The following is a 19,030-nucleotide window of genomic DNA, read 5'->3' as shown; positions in this document are numbered from 1 at the left end:
GTCTTCATACAGGCGATGAGGACCTCACTCCTCCTGATTTCTCGTCACTGAGGTCTTCATACCGGCGATGAGGACCTCACTCCTCCTGATTTCTCGTCACTGAGGTCTTCATACGGGCGATGAAGACCTCCCTCCTTCTTTTTCCTTGTCACCGAGGTCTTCATACAGGCGATGAGGACCTCGCTCCTTCTGATTTCTCGTCACTGAGGTCTTCATACGGGCGATGAAGACCTCACTCATCCTGATTTCTCGTCACTGAGGTCTTCATATGGGCGATGAGGACCTCACTCCTCCTGATTTCTCGTCACCGAGGTCTTCATACGGGCGATGAGGACATCGCTCCTTCTGATTTCTCGTCACTGAGGTCTTCATACCGGCGATGAGGACCTCACTCCTCCTGATTTCTCGTCACTGAGGTCTTCATACGGGCGATGAAGACCTCCCTCCTTCTTTTTCCTTGTAACCGAGGTCTTCATACAGGCGATGAGGACCTCGCTCCTTCTGATTTCTCGTCACTGAGGTCTTCATACGGCCGATGAAGACCTCGCTCCTCTTTTTTCCTTGTCACTGAGGTCTTCATAACGGCCATAAAGAATTACTTTGAAGTCTATCATCAGCTCAATTATTTATAATTTTTAAATAACAAAAAAACACCACAATGGGTGTTTTGAGATTTTTACTTTCCGTCATATTGTTTAATGAGTCCATATAAATATTCCACCGAACGGAAGGCATAAATTTTTTCCTTCATCTCCCCATTTTCGAAAACCATCAAACAAGGGACGCTCTCAATTTCCCACTTTATAGCAAGATCTTGAATATAATTCACATCAAGCATCCCAAAGGTAAGATGAGGGAAAAGCTCTTTCGTCACATCCAGCATACGCTTGGCAACCTGACAGGTCCCACACATAGGCGTGTAAAAATAAACCACACTTAGTTTATTTTCATTAATTTCTTGTAAAAGTTCTCCCTTGGTCCAATCCCTCATGATCTCATCCTCATTAAATCTTATTACAAGTATTCTGCATGAATATCGATATTTGCACTTAGTAACACTGTAGCTATATGGTGATGTGGAGCAGAGGCCACTTCTCGATACATTTTATCAATATAAAGATGCTCTGCCTCTGGAAACTCCCTTTTAAAGAGCTTCCTCAATTTTTCACCAGAACTATCCGCATCCACCAAAATATATACTTCTTTATCCATAATATCTTCCATCAATTCATCAAGCTTTGTGACACTGATCGTGCCATTGGTACATATAATATGAACTGGTTCATTGATGACTTCCTGAACGCGTTTTTTATCTGATTTACCCTCTACAATAATAATTTTTTCCTCATGTATTAAAATCATATCCATCACCTGTTCTAAAAGATGTATAAAGAGAAGTTGCTTTATACTATAACTATTCCGAATAGCGGTAATGTACACATATAATTAGAAATAAGGGCGTCATTTAATAAGAAAAAGGGGCGGAACTAATAAGAGTCCCAACCCCACCGATGGTTAACACCATCCATTTTCGTAGTCGCAATCTACATATTTGGCATCTTTTTCAGAAGGCACTGAAACTTGTTGAAAGATCTTGCTTCCTTCTTGTTCATAGCCATTTTTTAAGGCGTACTGGTTGCCTTGCTCGGTAAACGTTACTTGACCTATGGATTCGTTTTCCACATAAAGCTCAAAGCCTTGGTTTGTCAACTTCCCGTTTACTCTGTCAGTGATATCCAACCTTTTGTTATCCAACGTCATTTACGGTCACCTCTTTAGTAAAAGTTAACTAAAGTTAGGTTGCCCCGCGTCTAGATAATTAGTCTTCTTTTGTCATTTCCTCATATTGCTCAGCAGTCATTAATTTGTCTACTTCACCAGCATCTGCAGGTTCCACAACAATCATCCATGCTTTTTCGTATGGAGATTCATTAACAAATTCAGGGCTGTCATTTAAATCTTCGTTAACTTCAACCACTTTACCACTGATTGGAGCGTATAGTTCTGATACTGTTTTTACAGATTCTACACTTCCAAACGGTTCATCTGCAGAGATTTCATCTCCAACTTCAGGAAGTTCAACAAACACAATATCGCCAAGCTCGGATTGAGCAAAATGCGTAATCCCCACTCGTACTTTTTCTCCTTCAACTTTTACCCATTCATGCTCTTCGGAATAACGTAAATCTTTAGGTGTGCTCATCAATAATTCCCTCCATCAAACTTGTTTATTTTTAGCTCTTCTAATAGGCATGCCTATTTAAAAAGAGAGCCTGTCCTATTTCCATGTTTCTTCGAACTGCTTTTCATTAAATCCAACTGTTACTTTGCTGCCGTCTGTAGTAATCGGGCGCTTAATCAGCATGCCATCCGTTGCAAGAATATCAAGCAATTCCTTTTCGGAGGCTGTTTTCACTTTATCCTTCAATCCAAGCTCGCGATACTTCATGCCGCTTGTATTAAAAAACTTTTTCAGTTCTAGGCCGCTTTTCTTGTAAAGCTCCTCTAACTTTTCACGTGATGGTGGATTTTCGACAATATGTACTTCTTCTACCGCTACACCATTAGCCTCAAGCCACTTTTTAGCATTGCGGCATGTGCCACATTTAGGATACCAATAAAACGATACTGCCATAACCTTTTTGCACCACCTTAGCATACATGATTTTACTCATATATTGTAGCATAACACAAAGCATGCGCCTAATTTTCAACACACTCTATTTTCTATAATTCGACGTATTTTTCTATTTTCCTTTTTGATGAGATAGTATTTCAATAAAAAATAAAAAAACCAGACTTCCTAAAACAGGAGCCTGGCTTTCGATTCTCATACAGTATATTTTTGAGCATCCAATACGACAGCTGCAATTTCACGTTTCTTTGCAACTACGTTGATTGGTGTGTGGCGAGTGAATTTGCGCAGTGCTGAGATCATCATGCGAAGTGTATCCCCAGTTTCAGCAGCTACCAATGTTTCTCTTGCATCTGCTTCAATTTGGTTGAACGCCTCTTGACAGAATACTTGCGTATAAAGGACTTTCAATTTGTTTTTGTCTTCGCCGGATTTTGCGATTGCTTTCTCCGTACGTAATACAGCGGATTCCATGGAATAAACGTTGCTGATGATATCAGCAATGTTAACAAGCAATTCTTGTTCTCTTTCCAATGCTTTTCCGTACTTTTGAGCTACAAGGCCAGTCATTAAGATAGCAATTTTCTTTGCATTTTTCACAAGGTATTTCTCTTGCTCCAATACTCCATCGCCAACTTCTTCAGGCATAAGCATCATTAGTTCTTCTTGTAGGCTTTGCGCTTTTTGGATAAGTGGAAGTTCACCTTTTAATGCTTTACGCAGGTAAGTTCCTGGTACCAATAAACGGTTGATTTCGTTTGTTCCTTCGAAAATACGGTTGATACGGGAGTCGCGGTACATTCTTTCTACTTCGTACTCTGCCATAAAGCCGTATCCACCATGAATTTGAACTGCTTCATCCACTACATAGTCAAGTGTTTCAGAACCGAACACTTTATTTAAAGAACACTCGATCGCATATTCAGCAACAGCTTTTGCCACTGCATTAGGATCTTTCTCTTCTTCTTTCGTCAGGCGGCCCATGCTGTCTTCAAAAAGGCCGACTGTACGGTAAACGGAGCTTTCCGTTGCATATGTTTTAACTGCCATGTTTGCAAGCTTCTCTTGGATAAGAGAGAATTTTGCGATAGGTGTTTTGAACTGCTGGCGCTGGTTTGCATACGTTGCTGCAAGCTCAATTCCACGCTTAGATCCACCAACTGTTCCAACTGCCAATTTGTAACGTCCGATGTTAAGAATGTTAAATGCGATTACGTGACCGCGTCCGATTTCACCAAGAAGGTTTTCTTTTGGTACTAATGCATCTTCCAAGATCAATGTACGTGTAGAAGAGCCTTTGATACCCATTTTCTTTTCTTCCGGTCCAGTGGAAACCCCACCAAAGCCGCGTTCTACGATGAATGAGGAGAAGTGTTCACCATCGACTTTTGCATAAACAACAAATACATCTGCAAAACCTGCATTGGTGATCCACTGTTTTTCCCCATTCAATACATAATGTGTACCTTCGTCATTCAGCTTGGCAGTCGTTTTCGCACCAAGAGCATCAGATCCGGAACCTGGCTCTGTTAATGCGTATGCTGCAAGCATTTCACCAGAAGACAGTTTTGGAAGGTATTTTTGTTTTTGGTCTTCATTACCGAAAAGAACGATAGGAAGGGATCCGATTCCAACGTGTGCTCCGTAGGATAAGGAGAATCCGCCAGCTCTTGAGAATTTTTCTGTGATTAGGGATGAACTGATTTTATCAAGTCCGAATCCGCCGTACTCTTCTTGTACGTCTGCTCCTAATAGGCCCAGTTCTCCTGCTTCTTTTAAAAGTTTTACGGAGATATCGAAGTTATGGTGTTCGATTTCTTCTAGGTTTGGAACTACTTCGTTTACGACGAATTCTTCGGTTGTTTTGGCGATAAGTTTGTGTTCGTCTGAGAAGTCTTCTGGTGTGAAGACTTTTTCTGCGGCGATGTCGTCCAGTAGGAAGCTTCCGCCTTTGATTATGTTTTCTAATGTGTTTGACATTTTGTTTTCCTCCCGTTTGGTTACTATATCAGAATCACTTTTACGCCGCTGTTGATTTCCGCACTGGGCTTCGCTTTCCTAGGGGCGTTGCTGGAGCCTCCTCACTTCGTTGCGGGGTCTCCACCTAACGCTATCTCCCTCAAGAGTCTTCGCCCTGTGCTACAATCAACAGCTAAGTTATTTTATAATAAATAAATTTAAGCCAGTAGTTCGAATACTCCTGCTGCGCCCATTCCGCCGCCGATACACATGCTGACGATACCGAACTGTTCGTTGCGGCGTTGCATTTCGTGTAGAAGGGTCAGGGTCAGTTTGGAACCTGTGCATCCAAGTGGGTGTCCAAGGGCGATTGCTCCGCCGTTTACGTTCACTTTGTCTTCATCTAGGTTTAGTTCGCGCATGACTTGGATTGCTTGGGATGCAAATGCTTCGTTCAATTCAAGTAAGCCGATATCGGAAAGTTCCAAGCCTGCCAGTTTAAGTGCTTTAGGAATGGCTACTACCGGACCGATTCCCATTACTTCTGGTGGCACGCCGCCTACTGCGAAAGATCGGAATTTAGCGATTGGTTTTAGTCCAAGTGCTTCTGCTCTTTCTCTTTCCATGACAAGAACAGATGCTGCTCCGTCACTTGTTTGAGAAGAGTTTCCTGCTGTTACGGAGCCTTTGACATTGAATGCCGGACGCAGTTTGCTTAATACTTCCATGGAAGTACCAGCTCTTACTCCTTCATCTTGGCTGAATGTAAATGTCGATTCTTGCAATTTGTGGTTGGCTCCAACCTTGCGCATTGTTACATCGACAGGTACGATTTCATCCACGAATTTCCCTTCTTGAATTGCTCTTGCAGCACGCTCATGACTGCGTACAGCAAATGCATCCTGGTCTTCACGGCTCACTCCGTATTTCATTGCTACTTGTTCTGCTGTGTGTCCCATTCCCATGTAATACTCTGGTGCAGAGTCAACAAGGCGTGCATTTGGTCTTACTGTATGGCCGACCATTGGCACCATGCTCATGGATTCTGCTCCACCGGCAATGATGGATTCAGAGTGCCCAAGCATAATTCGCTCTGCTGCATAGGCAATGGTTTGTAAACCTGAAGAGCAATATCTATTGATGGTAATTGCAGGTACGCTTGATGGAAGTCCAGCTAATCCTCCTATGTTTCTTGCCATATTCAGTCCTTGTTCTGCTTCTGGCATCGCACATCCGAAAATGAGGTCATCGATTGGACCATCATAGTTGCCTGCTCGTTTAAGTGTTTCTTTTACTACTAATGCCCCTAGATCATCTGGTCGAACTGTAGCTAGTGATCCTTTTCTTGATCTTCCGACTGGTGTTCTTGCACCAGCAACAATAACCGCTTCTTTCAAAATGCTCCCCTCGCTTTTCTAGTAGTTTAGTAGATTCTGTTTGTAACACCGCTGTTGTATTAAATTGGTTTAGTTACGTAATGGCTTTCCTTTTACAAGCATGTGTTGCATGCGTTGTTGGGATTTTGCTTCTCCAACTAGGCTTAGGAATGCTTCGCGTTCAAGGTCTAGTAGGTACTGTTCATCTACTTCTGTTCCGAACGGTACATTTCCGCCAGCGATAACATAGGCAAGCTTCTTAGCAATTTTTAAGTCGTGCTCGGAAATGAATCCAGAGTATTGCATATTGTGTGCACCAAGCATTAAGGTTGCATAGCCTGTTTCCCCAACGACAGGGACTTTTCTGCGAACAGGTGCTGTATAACCTGCATCATATAGGCTTGTAACCGCCTGCTTTGCATCATGAATTAAGTGGTCCCCGTTGAAGCTGATTTGATCTTTGTTGTTCAATAAGTGCAGGTCTCTCGCTTCTGCTGCAGAAGTAGAGACTTTTGCGGTTGCAATTTGTTCAAATACTTTGTTCGCAACTTTTTGCAAATCATACTCAAGTCCTTGTGGCATGCTGTTCAAGTGCTTCATGTAAAGCTCTTTGTTTCCGCCACCACCAGGAATCAATCCAACTCCGACTTCTACAAGGCCCATATACGATTCGCTGGATGCCTGTAATTGGCTTGTTGGTAGGCAAATTTCTGTTCCTCCTCCGAGTGTCATGCCAAATGGCGCTGCCACAACCGGTTTGGAGCTGTATTTTATTTTCATCATGGCTTGTTGGAAATGCTTTACAACCATGTCTATTTCAAAATAATTGTCGTCTTGCGCTTCCATCAGAATCATTGCAAGGTTAGCACCTACACAGAAGTTCTTTCCTTGGTTTCCGATGACAAGCCCTTTGTAGTTTTTATCTACTTCTTCAAGCGCGTAGTTCACCATTTGGATAATATCTAGCCCGATTGCATTATTTGGTGATTGGAATTCAAGTAATGCCACATCGTCCCCAAGGTCGATTAAGCTTGCTCCAGAGTTTTTCTTGATTACACCATTTGTTTCTTTTAATGTTTTCAAGTGAACTACTTTTGGATTTACTTCAAGCGCTTTGTAAGTGCCGTTGTCATAAAATAAGGTTGTTCCACCATCTTTTTTGTAGAAGGAACGATGGCCGTTTGCTAGCATTTCGTCGACCCACTTTGGAACCGGGATTCCGTCTTCTTTCATTTTCAAGACTGACTGTTCTAGACCGATGGCATCCCAAGTTTCAAATGGTCCATGATCCCAGCCGAAGCCCCATTTCATCGCTTGGTCAATTGCCACGATATCATCAGCGATCTCACCTAGTAATTCAGCAGAATAGCTCAATACTGGTGCAAGTATGCTCCAGATCAGGTTTCCAGCGCGGTCGTCAGCATATACAAGCGCTTTCATTTTGTTACTGTAGCCTTTTGCTTGTTTGCTCATTTCAAGAGCTGGAGTTTTCAACTTTTTACGTGGCTCATATTCCAACGTTTCTGGGTTGAGTTCCAAAATTTCTTTTCCTTGTTTTAAGAAGAAGCCTTGACCGGACTTGGAGCCCAACCAGCCTTTTTCCTTCATTTTGTTCATAAAGTCTGGGATCCGGAATACTTCTTGTTCCTTACCCTCGACTTTTTCGTAAACATTGTTGGCTACATGGATGAATGTATCCAACCCTACAACGTCAAGTGTACGGAATGTTGCACTTTTCGGTCTGCCGATAGCTGGACCTGTGACAGAATCCACTTCCCCGACACTATAACCGCCCTCAAGCATTTCATTCACTGTCACAAGTAAGCCATACGTTCCAATGCGGTTTGCGATGAAATTTGGCGTATCCTTTGCAAGAACAATGCCTTTTCCTAATACATCTTCACCAAATGATTTCATGAAGCTGATAACCTCTGGATTTGTGTCCTTTGTCGGAATCACTTCAAGCAACTTTAAATAACGCGGTGGATTAAAGAAGTGCGTTCCTAGAAAATTCTTTTTGAAATCTTCAGATCGTCCTTCCGCCATCGCTTCAATGGAAATACCAGATGTGTTAGAGCTGATAATACTTCCAGGTTTGCGGTGAGCATCTACCTTTTCAAAAAGTTGCTTTTTGATTTCTAGGTTTTCAACGATTACTTCAATTACCCAGTCACAATCCGCAATTTTTGCCAAGTCGTCTTCTAAATTTCCTGCTTCAATTAGAGCAAGATTAGATTTGGATGTAAGTGGAGCTGGTTTTTGTTTTAATAATTTTTGTAAAGCTGTGCTTGTAAATTTGTTTCGGATTGCTTTATCAGAGAGTGTTAAGCCTTTTTGTTCTTCTTCACTCGTTAATTTGTTAGGTACGATATCTAACAAGATTGTAGGAATTCCAATGTTTGCTAAGTGTGCGGCAATGCCGGATCCCATAACTCCTGATCCGATTACAGCAGCCTTTTTAATACTTTGTTTCATTCTTCCTCCCCCTTGATAGTTGGTTTTAAAAGTAAGTAACAGTTTTTTTGAATGAATGCTCATTCATTTTTACCGCAAAAAAATATCTCCTTTGTAAGAGTTCCCTTGGTTTTAACTATAAAGTATTTTGAAAATTTTCGCAATAAATAAATAGCAATTTTCCATATTATTTTCTAATGTATACTGCATGTAGCTGATTGGTGTGGGAAAAATGTAGTTGTGGAGGTGAGACATTATGGCAAAGTTGAAAAAACAACCTTCTCATGCAGCAAAAAGTGCTGCGAGTGTAAAAGGAAACGCAGGTCCAACTGTGGAGATGGACTATAGCGGCAAAAAGACGAGCAACAATCAGCAGTACGGGAAACAGAACATGCAAGACTGATGTTATAAGAAAAAAACGGGCAAAAAACGCCCGTTCCTTCTTTTGCATAAAACATTAGTTAGTGGTTACGAGCCGCTGTTTATTGGAGCAAAAGGCGAAGACTCCTAAGGGAGATAGCGCTAGGTGGAGACCCCGTAGGCTAGCCGAGAAGGGTCACGGACCGCCCACAGGCAAGCAAAGCGCCTAGAACGGAAATCAACCGGATTATATATAATTACTTATTCTATAAACGTAAAGAGCGTGCATATCGCACGCTCTCTTCTTATTTCTTGATGATTCCTTTTAATACGAACGCTACGTTTGCTGGGCGTTCTGCTAGGCGGCGCATGAAATACCCATACCAGTCTGTACCGTATGGAACATATACGCGCATTTTGTAGCCTTCTTTTACAAGTTCTAGTTGGCGTTCCGGGCGGATGCCGTAGAGCATTTGGAATTCAAATTGATCTTTGGAAATGCCATGTTTTTTCACGAGTTCTTTTGTGTATTCAATCATTGCATCGTCATGCGTAGCTACAGCAGTGTAGTTTCCGTTTAACAGATGCATTTCAATGATTTTCTTAAAGTTATCATCTACATCTTTTTTGTCTGGGAAAGCAACTTCTGGTGACTCTTTGTATGCACCTTTTACTAAACGAAGATTTGGGTTGTATTGATTTAGGTCTTCCATGTCTTTTACCGTTCTATACAAATAAGCTTGTATGACAGTGCCGACATTGTCATACTCTTCTCTTAGCTTTTTGAATACATCGATGGTTTTCCCGCAGCGGGAATAGTCTTCCATGTCAATCGTGACAAATACACCGTGTTCCTTTGCTGCATCAAGGATTCTACGCATGTTCTTCATCACAACTTCTTCTGAGATATCAAGTCCCATGGATGTCATTTTCAAAGACAATTGAGAATCAAGGTTTTCGTTACCGATTGCTCGAATGGCTTCAATGGAGTTGTCTGCCATTTCATTCGCTTCTTTTTCCGTATCAATAAACTCACCTAAATAGTCAATGGTGACGCAAAGGTCTTTTTCGTTAAGCTCTTGGATACATTTTACCGCTTGATCAATTCTTTCCCCTGCGACAAAACGTCCAGCTCCAAAACGCAATCCGTACTTTCTTGCCATTTTGGTTAACGATTTGCTTTTGGATAGATACAAAAATGTATTGCGCATTACTTGTTCCATTTGATATTCCTCCCGCTTTATCTTGGTGTCCCTCTCCGATTGCTTTATTCTATTTTCTGAAATTTATAGTAAACGCTTTCATTGAGTGTAAAAATAAAATTACACCCTCATTTTATCATCTTTTCAAATTTTTGAATACAAATTATTTGTCGGGAAATAGTGCTGATTTTTGTCGCTTTATTCTCCATTCTGGGTGTAGTAGATTTTACAAGCGTACATATTTTTTTGCTAAAAGGTTACTCTACATTTGATAGATTATGATAGGAGGTCGTTGTATGCAACAGCAGCAACCACAGCAAAATACTACTCAGCAGCCTGGCTATTACCCACAGCCGCCAAACGTGGTAACGACAAAAGATTCTTTATACTTTGCAGATATGCTTTCCTGGAATTTACTTGCGATGAAGAAAGCGCACTTTTTTGCAAGCCAATGCCAGGACCAGGAAGTCGTCACTGCGATTGAAAAAGCCGGCCAGATGCATCAGAGACATTACCAGAAGATTTTGACGCACATCCAGGGTCAGAACCAAATGCAGCAACAGCAGCCATTACAATAGAAAGGAGAACAACCTATATGAACCAACAAAAAATCCAGAATCCTGAAACACAGGTTGCCAAGACACCACAAATGAATGAGCGCGATTTCATCAACGATATGTTGGCTACAGAAAAATACATGACTGATTCATATTGCACTGCTTTAAATGAAGCAAGCAACCAACAAATCTACACGGACCTGCTTGCGATTTTTAATGAAACTCAAAATTGTCAGCGTGAGCTTTATAATGTCATGTTTCAAAAAGGGTGGTACGGACTAGAGCCGGCTGATCAGACAAAGCTTCAACAGGAATACCAGCAGTTCCAAGGGTACTCCAACCAGTTTCCATATGGAAATAACGGGATGATGCAGTAAGTGATAAAGCGACGAATGAGGCCAAGAAATTCGGTATCTTTCGTTGCTTTTTTGTTCAATTAAGGTCTTTAAAAAAACGTATCTTCCCCTCTACCCTTCAGCATATTCTCCGAAACCCGAAACTTCTTAATTTAGGTAAATTACTCCAATTATTTGTGGTAAAATTAAACAAATTGCTTTTTTAGGGGGGGATTGGGTGAAACGTGTAATCATTCTATTTTTAGTAGGAGTATTGTTTAGCGGTTGCTCTAATACAGATGTTCATCAAGAAAAAGTCACAGAGTTGGAAAATGAAATAGCGGAAGTCTATGCGCAACTAGAAGAGAAAGAAATGGAGATAGAAACACTATCCCAACCACCTGCGGAAAGTGCAACTGGAGAATTTATCACAATTCCTAAAGATCAAGTCCCTCTTCTATGGAGAGATGTGGATGCACAGCTTTGGGATTACGTGATAGATGATTCGCTAGCAAAAGAGAACGGTTGGGAGAAAGGCGTTACAAATTGGCGGGAGTGGGATGGAGAATATGAACAAGCTTTGGGTAACACCAATCAAACTTGGGATGCTCCTGGGTTGCTAATGAATGCATGGATATTGGACGTAGGATTAAGCAGTGGACTTGGTATGGATGTGTGGGAGATAAACACTAGGATTGATCTGTCGGATGAAAATAACGCTGAAGGGTATATCATGAGTTATGGAATGCGCGATGATTCTGTTGGGGGCAGCGATATAAAGCTCACGATGTTGAAAGAAAATGGTTTTTGGTATGTGGAGAAGGCGGAAGTTCGGTATAGATGTTCACGTGGTGTCAGTGAGGATAAAGACGTTTGTTTGTAATCATTTATTTCCCTCGGGTGAATTGCCCAATTTGAATTAGGCCTTCATAATCGGTGCGGAGAAGACCTCTCTACCCCTTTTTTCTCGTCACCTAGGTCTTCATCACACCTATGAGGACCTCTCTACCTCTTTTTTCTCGTCACCTAGGTCTTCCTCACACCTATGAGGACCTCTCTACCTCTTTTTTCTCGTCACCTAGGTCTTCATCACACTAATGAGAACCTCTCTTCCCCTTTTTTCTCGTCACTGAGGTCTTCATCACACCTATGAGGACCTCTCTACCCCTTTTTTCTCGTCAATGAGGTCTTCATCACACCGATAGGGCCTCTCTACCCCTTTTTCCTCGTCACCGAGGTCTTAAACACCCACGATCAAGAAATACCTAACAATTTCCTAAACAAGTAATAGAGCCTTGATTTGCTCAATAGCAATCCAAGGCTCTTCCCTATTTCCCACTTTTCGCACGGTGGGCGTCATTTAATTCTTTGATTTCCTTAATCAATGTCATCATATCTTGCTTTGCGTCTGGATATTGCTCATTCCAATGTTTGACAAGTGGTGGCATTGATTTTGCGATGTATGTATAGAGCACCCATGCTTTTACATTTTCCTTGTGCTCTTCAGTCACTTCCCCTAAAAGAAGTTCCGTGTACTTTTCTAATAAACCGTCCAGTTGCTGGTCGAGTTTTTCGTTCATCTGCAGAACCTCCCCTCAAGCTTTTGTTCCAATATAGTGAAGTCCCTCACACATTACAATTCAATGGGCAGGTTGAGCAACGGGTACCTTCGCTGTTGGTTTTATAATAATAGCAGCAGGTTGTTCGCATTCTAATCTCAGCTTGGTGCTGTTCCACAAAGGTTTTCGGCTTGTAGAACATTGCTGCAGGGTTTCTTTTCATCCCAAATAGCGCCGGGTCCGCTTCCAGCAGGCTAGTAAAATCTTCTTCTTGATACGGTGCATCCAACTGCTGGTTAGGAAGAATGGACTCATACATCCAGTAGATATAGAGCACGACATTTTCCCATAGTGTTTGGCGGGATACCTTTGCCTCTTTGGACATACGTTGAATCAGCGGGGCAAACACTCCGTTGAAAAGCTCATTAAAATGCTGAGTTCTCCATTCCTCACGCGTTTCAAACTTCGTGACTTTAACTGCTTGAACCTCAGTATATCGAAGCTTAGGTAGCCACACATCATTCTCCACATAAGAATCAATCCAAATGTTGGCTGGATCTACTTTTAATGTTTTGTTAAATGCTGTCATGGAAAGTAAACAGTTTACTGCAAGAAACCCAAGTCTTTTCATGAGAAGAGACGCTGCAACGTCCATTTCATTCGTGCCCAACCCAGCCTTTACCTTTGTTAAATAAGATTCTGTTCCGCTATAAATAAGAGAATGTAGTGAGATAGTATCCTCGACTTCTGCTTCGCCTGCTACAAAACGGCAGCTTTCTTCAAGGAAACGAAATTCCTGTTCAGTAAGTGTGCTCATCCTGATCACGCTCTTAGTTTTTCCAGATTGGGTACCAAGCACCTGCCGCGACCATGAGGAATGCATAATGGTGTTCCAAATAGCGGGTCAGTTGTTACCTGGCAATTCATATCAAATACATTTTTGACAAGATCGCAGTTGATTACTTCCTCTGGTTTCCCTTGTGCATAAATCTGTTTATCACGGATTGCAACTAAATGGTGTGCGTAGCGACAGGCAAGGTTAAGATCATGAAGAACCATTATGATAGTACGATTTTCTTTTTCGTTTAATTCAAAAAGTAGGTCAAGAATCTCTATTTGATGTGTAAGATCTAAGTAAGTTGTCGGCTCATCCAATAAGATGACATCTGTTTCTTGTGCAAGCGTCATCGCAATCCATGCACGCTGACGTTGGCCACCGGAAAGTGAGTCGACTGTTCTTTCTGCGAATTCCTCCATTCCTGTTGCACGGAGCGAATCCCACACTAACTTTTCATCATGCTTAGACCATTGTTTTAACCATGATTGATAAGGATAACGGCCTTGTTTGACCAGTTGAAGTACGGATAATCCTTCCGGAGAAGTAGGCCCCTGTGGAAGAATGGCAAGCTTTTTGGCAATGTCTTTTGTGGATTGACCAGAAATTGCTTTTCCTTCGAGGAGTACATTTCCTTGTCTAGGCTTTAACAAACGAGCAAGCGAACGAAGCAAGGTGGATTTCCCACAGCCATTCCCACCGATAAAGACCGTAATTTCCCCTTTAGGGATTTTTAGATCTAATTCCTCTATAATGATGGATTCACCATAGGATAATGTAAGTGACTGGGTTTCTAAAGCGCTCATGTTACTTCCACCTCTCGTTATATATTTCTCGTTTTGTAAAGTAATCAAATTTTTTTACTATATATAAGTTTAGGAGAATTAGCAGGAAGTGTCAATGATTTTGAAAACCATTCTCAATAAAAGGACTATTTATTAATATTGTGGGATCTGTAAAAAAAGCACACCGATAAGTGCGCTTCTTAGAGAAATTCTTTTATATCATATACTTTTCCGTTTTCATTAATTCCTGAAAATATTAATTCAATCATTTTTTCGGCTACGAACAATGGACTTCTTAATTGGCCTTCATCATGGTAGGATTTGAATGTCTCCACATTGGTAAAATCCTCTTTGTCAGAGCTGCGGATGACTCCTTGCATATCTGTATCCATCACTCCTGGTGAAAAAGAGAGAATGTTTGTTGGATGTGCAGCTTGGCTTTGTTCCAGACCTACTGATTTCGTGAACATATCTAGCCCAGCCTTTGTCGTGCAATAAGTATTCCATCCATGAATCGGGCGGTTGGCAGCTCCAGAACTAATATTGACAATCACCTTTTTGCAGTCCCAATCTTCGGTGAGTCTGATAAATTCGTTGGTCATCAGCATTGGAGTTAAAAGGTTAAGGTGAACAGCCTTGGTCATAGTGGACTCGTCCGCTTTCCCAGCCGGCTTAATCGGATCTACCATTCCGGCATTGTTTATTAGATAAATCCCTTCTGCCTGACCGTCTTTCTCAATTTTAGATAAAAGATATTGTACAATCCCGGTCACTCGTTCATGCTTGCTTAAATCCTCTTGTAGAAAAGTAAATTCTGCTCCACTCTCTTTTGCTGCGTGTTCCAACTCCACATTTTCACTTCTGGCAATACAAATAACATGATGGTTTTCTTTTAGCAGTAATTTCACAGCAGCTTCTCCAAGCCCTTTAGAAGAGCCTGTAACGATAAAATAGTTCATTAATTCACTCCCAATCTATCTATTTTTTACTAGTTTGATTAGCGAAGATGCGATCTGCCAGCCGTCAGAACATTTTTCTCCTAGTTTAAAAGGGATAAGATTGACGAAACCAATCCAGAGGCTGAAATAGACGAATAAGGCAGAGAAGGAAAACTGGAATGGTGTCCAAAACGGTAGCACTAATAGGACGGATAGTAAGTTAAATAGAGGTCCACCAAAAGAAATCCAGGCAATCTCTTTATGGGATAACTCCCTTGTCATGTCATTTCTGGAGTAGCCTCCCAAAAACGGGATAATGTTTACCCTTATCTGAGTACCCTTTAAATTTAGATCTACAACCTTGGGTCCGATGCCAATTCCGATCTCCGTTTTTTTCACTTTATGAAATTTTGCCATACTCACATGGCCTGTCTCATGAATCAGGTGGACGAGCGGTACGACCACGTAGAAAAACATCAATGTATCAAGCATACTAAGGCAACCTTCTTTTTACGTTGTTGATTTTATTATACAACAGCAATCTTCTGTATTGGTGGAATTTGGTGTAGAAAAAAACTCCTGTCGGGGTCAGACCCCGACAGGAGTTTTTATTTTCGTCTCGAATAGATTAATGTTACATATTTATTAGATTATATCTAACCATATTTTGATAGTGGTTGCTAAAATTAATAGTGCTAGAATCCACTGTAATACTTTCGTATTCATTTTCTGTCCAAGCTTAGCGCCGATTGGTGCTGCGATAATGCTCGCGATGACCATGACGATAGCTGGTACCAACAGTACTTGTCCAGTCGTGATCTTCCCGACAGTACTTCCGATGGAGGAGATAAAGGTAATTGCAAGTGAAGACGCGATTGTCATACGTGTAGGAATCTTAAGTACCACAAGCATGATTGGTACAAGCAAGAATGCCCCTGCCGCTCCGACAATACCAGACCCGATTCCGACGATAAACGCTAGAATCGCAGCCAGCGTTTTATTGAAAGTAACTTGATCTAACGGTATGTCATCAATGCCTTTTTTAGGAACGAACATCATAATAACAGCTATAAGTGCAAGAATACCGTAAACCATGTTAATACCGTCTGCGCTCATTAGGCGGGATCCATATCCTCCGATAAAACTACCAATCAGGATGCTTACTCCCATATAAATGATTAGATCTTTATTTAGATAACCACCTTTGCGGTAGGCCCATACACCTGAGATGGTGGCGAAAAACACCTGAACTGCACTAACTCCGGACACCTCATGAGCCGTGAGCGCAGTAAGACCGAGCATCGGTGGAATGTACAAAAGCATCGGATACTTGATGATCGAACCACCAATACCAACCATCCCCGACACAAACGAACCAACAAAGCCTATCGCAAACAAAGCAAAAAGCCACAGAATATCAAATTCCACAAAGCATCCCTCCTTCTAGGTTGAGGGGGTTTCGACATGAATGCCAAAACTCCTAGAGGGGTCTGACCCCTCTTCTAACTTTTTTAAATGTTTTTCCGCCCTTCGACACGAAGGGCGGAATTCCTTTGAGGGTCTGACCCCTCTTCGCAATTATTTTTTACCCATGCACCGCGCAACGGTTTGGACCGATTTCCATGTCGCGTTGTTCGTCTTCGGTTGGGTTGATTTTGCCCATGTTTAGTTGGCGGATTTCTTGGTATGCGTTTGGTTGTGGTGGCAGGTTTTCGGAAACGAGTTTGCGGAATTCCGCTTCGTCTTCGATGTTTAGGCCTGCGTTGTTTTTGAACAAGTCGCCTAGACGAGCTGCCACTAGCCCACCTTCACCAACTTCGGACATCGTGCCAAAGTGAGCTGGTAACACAACTAGATCATCAGACAACTCTTTATAGCGAGAGTATAGTGTTTCGCGTAGATCTGCTACCCAGTCCTCTGCTTTTCCAGCAAGGTCCGGACGACCGATAGATTCTACGAACAAGATGTCACCACTTAACAAGAAACGGTTATCCACGACAAATGATGTGCTTCCGATTGTGTGACCCGGAGAGTAAATCGCCTGTACAGCAACCTTTGTTGTACCAACTGTGATTTCCACACCGTCTTCCAATGCTGCATAATCAAATGTTACTTCTTCTGCATCCTTTGGAGGTAACCAGTACGTCGCATTCGTTGCTTCACGAAGCATGCGTCCACCGGAAATGTGATCGGCGTGTAAGTGCGTGTCAGCCACATGTACCACTTTTAAACCTTTCGCTTCCGCAAATGAGATATATTGATCCACCATACGTGTGGAGTCAATGATCATTGCAGAACCATCAGATTCAACAAGGTAGCTTAAGCAGCCTTTTCCGATACGAACGAACTGCCACAACGTACCGCCATCTGTTAAATCTGCTACCTTAACTGGCTCCAAGTACTCACTCCAAGCCTTCATTCCGCCTTGCAAGTAAGAAACATTTTTCACACCAGCTTCCACTAACATCTCACCAACAAAGATAGAAGAACCTTCTTTTGCACATACTACCAAAACATTTTCAGATGGAATTTGGTCTAGGATTTCTTCCACGCCATCCATCAACTCAAAGTAAGGTACATTCTTATGCTCGACAGACGCGCCTTCAATCTTCCAATCAGCAAATGCATCTTCGTTTCGCACATCTAAAATAAATAATGATTCATTAGCCAAAATCTTTTTCGTTACATCTTTTGCAGTCATTGCGTTTAACATGAATAAATACCCCCTATGGTATAATTTATTTTAAAAAAATTTATATAATCGTTAAGCTGTAGGACCTTCCCACTTGCTCATTCCTGGGATAACATTTTTCACATTCGTAAAACCTAAATCAGTCAATTTCTGTGCAGCCATATCACTGCGGCTTCCAGTACGGCAAATTACATATGTTTCTTTTTCTTTGTCTAATTCAGTAATGCCACCTTCTAAGTCACCTAATGGTATGGATACTGCACCAGGAATGTGTCCGAATGCATACTCGGCTGGTTCACGAACATCTAATACCGTAATGCCTGTTTCTAATTTCGCAACCAACTCTTCGTTCGTTGCAACATGAGGATAGTTTTGTTCTTCTTTTTCCTCTTCTGATCTTGCTTTACGGATATAATGCTTCAGTACATCGCCTTCTTCTAGTGTACCTAAATATTGATGGCCGATTTTATCTGCCCATGCTTTAATATCCGCTTTAGACCCTTTATCTGTTGCAAGTACTTCTAAAACTTCTCCAGATTCAACCTGGTCAATTGCCTTTTTTGTACGCACGATCGGCATTGGACATGCCAAGCCTTTCGCATCTACAGTCATATTTACATTCATCAGTAGATCATCTCCTTTTTTAGAAAAACTATTATTCTACATTACCTTCCCACTCAAGTATTCCGCCAACCATATTGATGACGTCAAAACCTTGGGCTGTCAAAAACATAGAGGCTTTCCCACTTCTTCCACCTGAACGGCAGACCATGAAATGTGTTTTAGACTTATCAATATCTTGCGTGCGGAACTCCAATAAACTTAATGGAATGTTCACGGCTTGAGGAATCTTTCCTGCAGCTACTTCCTCTGCTTCCCGTACATCAATGATAGATATCTGCTCGCCTGCAGCAAGCTTTGCTTCTAATTCTTGTGGTGTAATCTCTTTCATAAATAACAGCTCCTTTTCTATTTAGTATTACCAGGCGTTCATACCGCCTTTGACATTCGTAAGCTTCGTGAATCCTGCTTTCTTCAATTGCTTGACGGCAGCATTACTGCGCATGCCGCTTTGGCAGATGACAATCGTCTCTTTGTCTTTAGAAAGTTTATTCATGCTTTTTCCAATAGTGTTCAATGGGAAATTCTGAAACTGTCGAATGTGATTCCCTTTGTATTCCATCGGTGTACGCACATCAATGAACTGTTTGTTCTTATCGTTTAACTCTTGTTTCAATTCAGCCGTTGTTATCTGACGGACGCCGGCAGTCGGCTTCATTCTGCTGATTAGAAAGACTACTGCCAGCCCCATTAAAATATAAGGAAGAAACTCCATCTAGCCA

Annotated in this window: 23 protein-coding genes; 4 read left to right on the top strand and 19 right to left on the bottom strand. The window is 41.7% G+C overall.

Going from position 1 to position 19,030, the window contains the following annotated elements; genetic code table 11:
• Positions 1–676 precede the first annotated feature (676 nt).
• From FZC76_RS15750 to FZC76_RS15715, 8 genes are all read right to left on the bottom strand, one after another.
• Positions 677–991 carry a thioredoxin family protein gene (locus tag FZC76_RS15750; RefSeq protein WP_148989133.1) on the bottom strand — a complete coding sequence of 105 codons (315 nt, stop codon included), beginning with the start codon at positions 989–991 and terminating at the stop codon, positions 677–679.
• Positions 992–1,014: 23 nt separating this feature from the next.
• Positions 1,015–1,362, bottom strand: a complete 348-nt coding sequence (locus FZC76_RS15745; protein WP_148989132.1) for a toprim domain-containing protein — start codon at positions 1,360–1,362, stop codon at positions 1,015–1,017.
• Positions 1,363–1,515: 153 nt separating this feature from the next.
• Entirely contained in the window at positions 1,516–1,761 is a 246-nt protein-coding gene (locus FZC76_RS15740) for a YusG family protein (protein WP_148989131.1), read from the bottom strand.
• Positions 1,762–1,819: 58 nt separating this feature from the next.
• Positions 1,820–2,203, bottom strand: coding sequence for a glycine cleavage system protein GcvH (gene gcvH / locus FZC76_RS15735; RefSeq protein ID WP_060665453.1), 384 nt, complete (start codon positions 2,201–2,203; stop codon positions 1,820–1,822).
• A gap of 75 nt (positions 2,204–2,278) precedes the next feature.
• Complete coding sequence (locus FZC76_RS15730) at positions 2,279–2,635, bottom strand: arsenate reductase family protein (RefSeq protein ID WP_148989130.1); 357 nt, start codon at positions 2,633–2,635, stop codon at positions 2,279–2,281.
• 195 nt (positions 2,636–2,830) lie between these two features.
• Positions 2,831–4,615: an acyl-CoA dehydrogenase family protein gene (locus FZC76_RS15725; RefSeq protein ID WP_148989129.1), complete on the bottom strand. Its 1,785-nt coding sequence runs from the start codon at positions 4,613–4,615 to the stop codon at positions 2,831–2,833.
• Positions 4,616–4,812: 197 nt separating this feature from the next.
• Positions 4,813–5,991: an acetyl-CoA C-acetyltransferase gene (locus FZC76_RS15720; protein ID WP_148989128.1), complete on the bottom strand. Its 1,179-nt coding sequence runs from the start codon at positions 5,989–5,991 to the stop codon at positions 4,813–4,815.
• A 69-nt stretch (positions 5,992–6,060) separates the two neighbouring features.
• Complete coding sequence (locus FZC76_RS15715; RefSeq protein WP_148989127.1) at positions 6,061–8,445, bottom strand: 3-hydroxyacyl-CoA dehydrogenase/enoyl-CoA hydratase family protein; 2,385 nt, start codon at positions 8,443–8,445, stop codon at positions 6,061–6,063.
• A 235-nt stretch (positions 8,446–8,680) separates the two neighbouring features.
• Between FZC76_RS15715 and FZC76_RS15710 the strand changes: the two genes are divergently transcribed.
• Positions 8,681–8,827 (top strand): YuzL family protein, encoded by a 147-nt coding sequence (locus FZC76_RS15710; RefSeq protein WP_148989126.1) that lies wholly within the window; start codon positions 8,681–8,683, stop codon positions 8,825–8,827.
• A 262-nt stretch (positions 8,828–9,089) separates the two neighbouring features.
• On the opposite strand, the gene FZC76_RS15705 is transcribed toward FZC76_RS15710, so the two are convergent.
• Positions 9,090–10,007, bottom strand: coding sequence for a proline dehydrogenase family protein (locus FZC76_RS15705; protein WP_148989125.1), 918 nt, complete (start codon positions 10,005–10,007; stop codon positions 9,090–9,092).
• 275 nt (positions 10,008–10,282) lie between these two features.
• Between FZC76_RS15705 and FZC76_RS15700 the strand changes: the two genes are divergently transcribed.
• The 3 genes from FZC76_RS15700 to FZC76_RS15690 all read left to right on the top strand — a co-directional run bounded on the left by FZC76_RS15700 (position 10,283) and on the right by FZC76_RS15690 (position 11,761).
• Positions 10,283–10,564 carry a hypothetical protein gene (locus FZC76_RS15700; protein ID WP_148989124.1) on the top strand — a complete coding sequence of 94 codons (282 nt, stop codon included), beginning with the start codon at positions 10,283–10,285 and terminating at the stop codon, positions 10,562–10,564.
• Between the two features lie 17 nt (positions 10,565–10,581).
• Positions 10,582–10,920, top strand: a complete 339-nt coding sequence (locus tag FZC76_RS15695; protein ID WP_148989123.1) for a spore coat protein — start codon at positions 10,582–10,584, stop codon at positions 10,918–10,920.
• 196 nt (positions 10,921–11,116) lie between these two features.
• The gene (locus tag FZC76_RS15690) at positions 11,117–11,761 is read left to right on the top strand and encodes a hypothetical protein (RefSeq protein ID WP_148989122.1); all 645 of its coding nucleotides are present in this window, start codon (positions 11,117–11,119) and stop codon (positions 11,759–11,761) included.
• 445 nt (positions 11,762–12,206) lie between these two features.
• Here the strand turns inward: FZC76_RS15690 and FZC76_RS15685 are convergent, their stop codons facing one another.
• From FZC76_RS15685 to FZC76_RS15640, 10 genes are all read right to left on the bottom strand, one after another.
• Positions 12,207–12,458 carry a YusU family protein gene (locus FZC76_RS15685; protein ID WP_060665444.1) on the bottom strand — a complete coding sequence of 84 codons (252 nt, stop codon included), beginning with the start codon at positions 12,456–12,458 and terminating at the stop codon, positions 12,207–12,209.
• A gap of 46 nt (positions 12,459–12,504) precedes the next feature.
• Positions 12,505–13,254, bottom strand: a complete 750-nt coding sequence (locus FZC76_RS15680; protein ID WP_187442096.1) for an IucA/IucC family C-terminal-domain containing protein — start codon at positions 13,252–13,254, stop codon at positions 12,505–12,507.
• Positions 13,255–13,259: 5 nt separating this feature from the next.
• Positions 13,260–14,078: an ABC transporter ATP-binding protein gene (locus FZC76_RS15675; protein WP_148989120.1), complete on the bottom strand. Its 819-nt coding sequence runs from the start codon at positions 14,076–14,078 to the stop codon at positions 13,260–13,262.
• A 179-nt stretch (positions 14,079–14,257) separates the two neighbouring features.
• A complete protein-coding gene (locus tag FZC76_RS15670) occupies positions 14,258–15,016 on the bottom strand; it encodes a (S)-benzoin forming benzil reductase (protein ID WP_148989119.1) in 759 nt (252 codons plus the stop codon).
• A gap of 15 nt (positions 15,017–15,031) precedes the next feature.
• Positions 15,032–15,487, bottom strand: a complete 456-nt coding sequence (locus tag FZC76_RS15665; RefSeq protein ID WP_148989118.1) for a site-2 protease family protein — start codon at positions 15,485–15,487, stop codon at positions 15,032–15,034.
• Positions 15,488–15,640: 153 nt separating this feature from the next.
• Entirely contained in the window at positions 15,641–16,423 is a 783-nt protein-coding gene (locus tag FZC76_RS15660) for a sulfite exporter TauE/SafE family protein (protein ID WP_148989117.1), read from the bottom strand.
• A gap of 157 nt (positions 16,424–16,580) precedes the next feature.
• On the bottom strand, positions 16,581–17,708 hold the full coding sequence (locus FZC76_RS15655) for an MBL fold metallo-hydrolase (protein WP_148989116.1): 1,128 nt from the start codon (positions 17,706–17,708) through the stop codon (positions 16,581–16,583).
• 51 nt (positions 17,709–17,759) lie between these two features.
• Positions 17,760–18,314, bottom strand: a complete 555-nt coding sequence (locus tag FZC76_RS15650) for a sulfurtransferase TusA family protein (RefSeq protein WP_148989115.1) — start codon at positions 18,312–18,314, stop codon at positions 17,760–17,762.
• A gap of 28 nt (positions 18,315–18,342) precedes the next feature.
• Complete coding sequence (locus FZC76_RS15645) at positions 18,343–18,639, bottom strand: rhodanese-like domain-containing protein (RefSeq protein ID WP_148989114.1); 297 nt, start codon at positions 18,637–18,639, stop codon at positions 18,343–18,345.
• A gap of 27 nt (positions 18,640–18,666) precedes the next feature.
• Positions 18,667–19,023 carry a rhodanese-like domain-containing protein gene (locus tag FZC76_RS15640; protein ID WP_148989113.1) on the bottom strand — a complete coding sequence of 119 codons (357 nt, stop codon included), beginning with the start codon at positions 19,021–19,023 and terminating at the stop codon, positions 18,667–18,669.
• Positions 19,024–19,030: the final 7 nt, after the last annotated feature.

This window comes from Sutcliffiella horikoshii (assembly GCF_008180725.1).
Classification (GTDB): domain Bacteria; phylum Bacillota; class Bacilli; order Bacillales; family Bacillaceae_I; genus Sutcliffiella_A; species Sutcliffiella_A horikoshii_B.
This window is presented reverse-complemented; position numbering and strand designations above follow the sequence as displayed.